Annotated in this window: 5 protein-coding genes; 3 read left to right on the top strand and 2 right to left on the bottom strand. The window is 76.3% G+C overall.

What is annotated here, in order from left to right; translation table 11 throughout:
- Nucleotides 1-220 precede the first annotated feature (220 nt).
- On the top strand, nt 221-961 hold the full coding sequence (locus tag ABEB16_RS18930) for an SDR family oxidoreductase (RefSeq protein ID WP_345713764.1): 741 nt from the start codon (nt 221-223) through the stop codon (nt 959-961).
- A gap of 75 nt (nt 962-1,036) precedes the next feature.
- Here ABEB16_RS18930 and ABEB16_RS18935 read toward each other — a convergent pair whose 3' ends face one another.
- Entirely contained in the window at nt 1,037-1,252 is a 216-nt protein-coding gene (locus ABEB16_RS18935) for a helix-turn-helix domain-containing protein (RefSeq protein WP_345713765.1), read from the bottom strand.
- Nucleotides 1,253-1,370: 118 nt separating this feature from the next.
- Nucleotides 1,371-2,969 (bottom strand): ABC-F family ATP-binding cassette domain-containing protein, encoded by a 1,599-nt coding sequence (locus ABEB16_RS18940; protein WP_345713766.1) that lies wholly within the window; start codon nt 2,967-2,969, stop codon nt 1,371-1,373.
- 143 nt (nt 2,970-3,112) lie between these two features.
- Here ABEB16_RS18940 and ABEB16_RS18945 point away from each other — a divergent pair, with 143 nt between their 5' ends.
- On the top strand, nt 3,113-3,751 hold the full coding sequence (locus tag ABEB16_RS18945; protein WP_345713767.1) for a biotin transporter BioY: 639 nt from the start codon (nt 3,113-3,115) through the stop codon (nt 3,749-3,751).
- Nucleotides 3,748-4,461, top strand: a complete 714-nt coding sequence (locus ABEB16_RS18950; RefSeq protein ID WP_345713768.1) for an energy-coupling factor ABC transporter ATP-binding protein — start codon at nt 3,748-3,750, stop codon at nt 4,459-4,461. Before ABEB16_RS18945 ends, ABEB16_RS18950 begins: the two co-directional genes overlap by 4 nt.
- The last annotated feature ends 35 nt before the right edge of the window (nt 4,462-4,496 follow it).

A 4,496-nucleotide genomic window follows, 5' to 3' on the forward strand; every position in this document is an offset into this window, starting at 1 on the left:
GAGGCCGTCGCCGACCTCGGGGGCGACCCCACGCGCATCAACCCCCTGGCCCCGGCCGAGGCGCTCGGCGCGCAGCCGTGACGAGGAGGCCGAGGACATCGAGGTGGAGCGCTCCCGCACGGGGTGAGCACCAGGTGGCGCTGTCGGCGCCCGGTCGTCGTCGCACAGCACATCCGTCATGCAGCGTGTCGCAGCGACCACTGTACGCAACAATGACCCCATGGACCTGGGACTGACCGATCGCGTGTACATCGTCTCGGGCGCGACCGGCAGCCTCGGGCTGGCCTGCGCACGGCTGCTGAGCGACGAGCACACCCGCCTGGTGGTGACGGCGCGCGACGAGGACGAGCTGGCGGCGGCCGCGGTACAGGTGGGCGGTACCGACCGCGTCATCGCCGTCCCCGGCGACATCGGCGACCCGGGCACCGAGACGCGGCTGGTGGCGGCGGCGGTGGCGCGTTTCGGGCGGCTGGACGGCGGTGTCGTCGTCATCGGCGAGGGGGACCCGGGGCAGGTGCTGACGACCGCCGACGGGGTGTGGCGGCAGGACTTCGAGGCCGGCTTCCTCGGCCCGCTGCGGCTGGTGCGCTCCATGGGCCGGGCGGCCGGTGGGGAGGGCTCCTCCATCGTGGTGGTGGCCGGCACCGCGGCCCGCGAGCCCCGCGCCGAGGGCGGCACCCGCAACGGGCTGCACGCCGGGCTGGTGCACACGGCCAAGGCGATGGCCGAGGAGCTGGGCCCGCGCGGGGTGCGGGTCAACGCCGTGCTCGCCGGCCGCGTGCAGACCGACCCCACCGGCGAGGAGGGCCCCGAGTCGGCGCACCTGGCCGACGTCCCGCTGCGCCGCAGCGGTTTTCCCGACGAACTGGCCCGGGTGGCGGTGTTCCTGCTGTCCCCGGCGGCCTCCTACGTCACGGGGTGCGCGCTGCCGGTCGACGGCGGCCTGAGCCGCTCGCTGTGAGCGCGGGCCCGCGCCGGACCCGGACGGGACCCGGACCGCGCGGCCCGTCCCGCCGCTGGGACGGGCCGCCACGGCTCACGGGCGCGCGCGCCCCCGGGTGGCGCCCCCGCGGCTGCGCAGGGAGACCTCGCTCTCGCTGAGGATGCGGTGCACGAACCCGTAGGAGCGGCCCGTCTCCTCCGCCAGCGCCCTGATGCTCTTGCCCTCGGCGTACCCGCGGGAGAGCTCGGCGGCGAGCGTCTCCCGTTCGACACCCGTCAGCCGCGAGCCCTTCTTCACCGTCTCGGTCACGAAGTTCCTCCTTCGCCTCGTCCGCGCTCCCCCACCATGGTCACCGTCGCCGCCCCGCTCGGCCACTCGGGCGCAGCGGGGCGGGCGCTCGGGCGCCGCGGGGCGGGTGGCGGCGGGGTCAGGCCAGGGCGACGAGCTCGGCGTAGGAGGCGTTCCAGAGGTCCTCCACCCCGTCGGGCAGCAGCACGACCCGCTCGGGGCCCAGGGCCTCCACCGCGCCCTCGTCGTGGGTGACCAGCACCACGGCCCCCTCGTACCCGGACAGCGCCCCCAGGATCTCCTCGCGGCTGGCGGGGTCGAGGTTGTTGGTGGGCTCGTCCAGCAGCAGCACGTTGGCCGCCGAGACCACCAGGGTGGCCAGGGCCAGGCGGGTCTTCTCCCCGCCGGAGAGCACCCCGGCCGGCTTGTCCACGTCGTCGCCGGAGAACAGGAACGAGCCCAGCACCTTGCGCACCTCGGTGTCGTCGAGGTCCGGGGCGGCGCTGCGCATGTTCTCCAGCACGGTGCGGGAGGTGTCCAGCGTCTCGTGCTCCTGCGCGTAGTAGCCGATCTTCAGGCCGTGGCCGGGCACGACCTCCCCGGAGTCCGGGCGCTCCACCCCGCCCAGCATCCGCAGCAGCGTCGTCTTGCCGGCGCCGTTGAGGCCCAGGACGACGACGCGGCTGCCGCGGTCGATGGCCAGGTCCACACCGGTGAAGATCTCCAGGGAGCCGTAGGACTTCGACAGCCCGCTGGCCGTCAGCGGTGTCCGCCCGCACGGGGAGGGCTTGGGGAAGCGCAGCTTGGCGACCCGGTCCACCGCCCGCACCTGCTCCAGGGAACCCACCAGCTTCTCCGCGCGCCGGGCCATGTTCTGCGCCGCGACGGCCTTGGTGGCCTTGGCGCGCATCTTGTCCGCCTGCGCCATGAGCGTGGCGGCCTTCTTCTCCGCGTTGGCCCGCTCGCGCTGGCGGCGCTTCTCGTCGGTCTCGCGCTGCTTGAGGTAGGCCTTCCAGCCGACGTTGTAGATGTCGACGGCCGAGCGGTTGGCGTCGAGGTAGAGGACGCGGTTGATCACCGCGTCGAGCAGGTCCACGTCGTGGCTGATGACGACCAGGCCGCCGGCGTAGCCGCGCAGGTACTCGCGCAGCCACACGATGGAGTCGGCGTCGAGGTGGTTGGTGGGCTCGTCCAGCAGCAGCGTCTCGGCGGTGGAGAACAGGATCCGCGCCAGCTCCACGCGCCGGCGCTGCCCGCCCGAGAGCGTCTTGAGGGGCTGCTCCAGCACCCGCTCGGGCAGGTTGAGGTTGGCGCAGATGCGCCCGGCCTCGCTCTCGGCGGTGTAGCCGCCGGAGGCGACGAAGCGGGCGTCGAGCTTGGCGTAGCGGTCCATCGCCCGCTCCCGCACCCGCTCGTCGTCGGAGGCCATCTCCTCCTCCGCGCGGCGCAGCTTGCGGATGATGTCGTCCAGCGCGCGCGCGGACAGGATGCGGTCCTTGGCCAGCATCTCCGGGTCCCCCGCGCGCGGGTCCTGGGGCAGGTAGCCGATCTCGCCCGCGCGCGTCACCGACCCCGACGCCGGCGCCGCCTCCCCGGCGAGCACCTTCGTCAGGGTGGTCTTGCCGGCGCCGTTGCGGCCCACCAGGCCGATGCGGTCACCGGGCGCGACGCGGAAGGTCACGTGCTCCATGAGCAGGCGGGCACCGGCGCGCAGCTCGACGTCCGAGGCGACGATCATGAGGGGCCGGGGATCACGAGGGCATCACGTTTCCCCATGGTAGGCGCTGCGCGCCCCCCGCCCCGCCGCCCGCGGTGCGCGGGCGGCCGGGGTGGGGCCGGGGTGGGGCCGGGCGCGGGCGCGCTCCGCTAGGTTGCCGGGCCATGACCCCATCCCCGCGCTCCGGTGCGCTGCGCCGCTCCGCGTCCGCGCAGCAGACCCCGGGGGCGCTGCGCCGGCCCCGCAGCCGCTCCACCGACGTGGCGCTGGTGGCCGTCTTCGCCGCCCTGGTCTGCGCCCTGGCGCTGGCCCCGGCCGTGCCCGTGGGCCCGGTGGGGGTGCCCATCACCCTGCAGACGCTGGGGATCATGCTGTGCGGTGCGGTGCTGGGGCCCTGGCGCGGTGCCGCCGCGGCCGCCACCTACCTCGTGCTGGGCCTGGCGGGCCTGCCCGTCTTCGCCGGCGGCGCCGGTGGCCTGGGGGTGCTGGCGGCCCCCTCGGCGGGCTTCCTGCTCTCCTACCCCCTGGCCGCGCTCGTCGTCGGGGCGCTGGCGCGGCTGGGGCGCGGCGGGCGCGGCGACGTCGTGGCGCTGGGCGCCGGGTGCCTGCTGGGCGGCATCGGCGTGGTCTACGCCGGCGGGGTGGCCGGCATCTGCGTCAACGCCGGCCTCGGCGCGGCCGCCGCCGCGGCCTCGGTCGCCCTCTACGTGCCCGGCGACCTGGTCAAGGTGGTCGTGGCGGTGCTGGTGGCCGCCCCCGCCCGGCGCGCCTTCCCCCAGCTGGTGGGCGCGCACCGGCGGTGATCCGCCTGGAGGGGGTGCGGGTGGCCGCCGGCGAGCGCACCGTGCTGCACGAGCTGGACCTGGAGCTGGCCGAGCGCCGCATCGCCGTCGTGGGCGCCAACGGCTCGGGCAAGTCCACGTTCGTGCGCCTGCTCAACGGCCTGGTCCTGCCCTCGGCCGGCGCCGTGAGCGTGGACGGGGTGCACGTGGAGCGCCACCTGGACCGGGTGCGCCGGCAGGTGGGGTTCGTCTTCACCGACCCCGACGCGCAGCTGGTCATGCCCACCCCCGCCGAGGACGTGGAGCTGTCGCTGCGCCGGGCGGGGGTGCCGGCGCGGCAGCGGCGGGCGCGGGCGCTGCAGCTGCTGGCCGAGCACGGCCTGCAGGACCACGCCGACGTCAGCGTGCGCACCCTCTCCTCCGGGCAGCGGCAGCTGCTGGCGCTGACGGCGGTGCTGGCCACCGGGCCGGCGGTGCTGGTGTGCGACGAGCCGACCACCCTGCTGGACCTGCGCCACGGCGCGCGGGTGGCGGCGCTGCTGCTGGCCCAGCCGGCCCAGCTCGTCGTCGCCACCCACCACCTGGAGCTGGCCGCCGCCGCCGAGCGGGCGCTGTGGATCGACGCCGGGCGGGTGGTCGCCGACGGTCCCGCCGCGGCCGTGGTGGCCGCCTACCGCGCCCACGCCCTGGCCGGGACGGGCGGGGCGGGGCCGGGGGGGCCGGGCCCGTGAGGACCGTGCGGCGCAGGGGGCTGGACGCGGCCGCG

Origin of the sequence: Kineococcus glutinatus (assembly GCF_039542765.1) — a bacterium.
In the GTDB taxonomy this organism is placed as follows: domain Bacteria; phylum Actinomycetota; class Actinomycetes; order Actinomycetales; family Kineococcaceae; genus Kineococcus_A; species Kineococcus_A glutinatus.

Excerpts from the sequence above, each read along its gene's own strand:
- ABEB16_RS18940 (WP_345713766.1), bottom strand. The coding sequence starts at position 2,969 with ATGATCGTCGCCTCGGACGTCGAGCTGCGCGCCGGTGCCCGCCTGCTC.
- ABEB16_RS18945 (WP_345713767.1), top strand. The coding sequence starts at position 3,113 with ATGACCCCATCCCCGCGCTCCGGTGCGCTGCGCCGCTCCGCGTCCGCG.
- ABEB16_RS18930 (WP_345713764.1), top strand. The coding sequence starts at position 221 with ATGGACCTGGGACTGACCGATCGCGTGTACATCGTCTCGGGCGCGACC.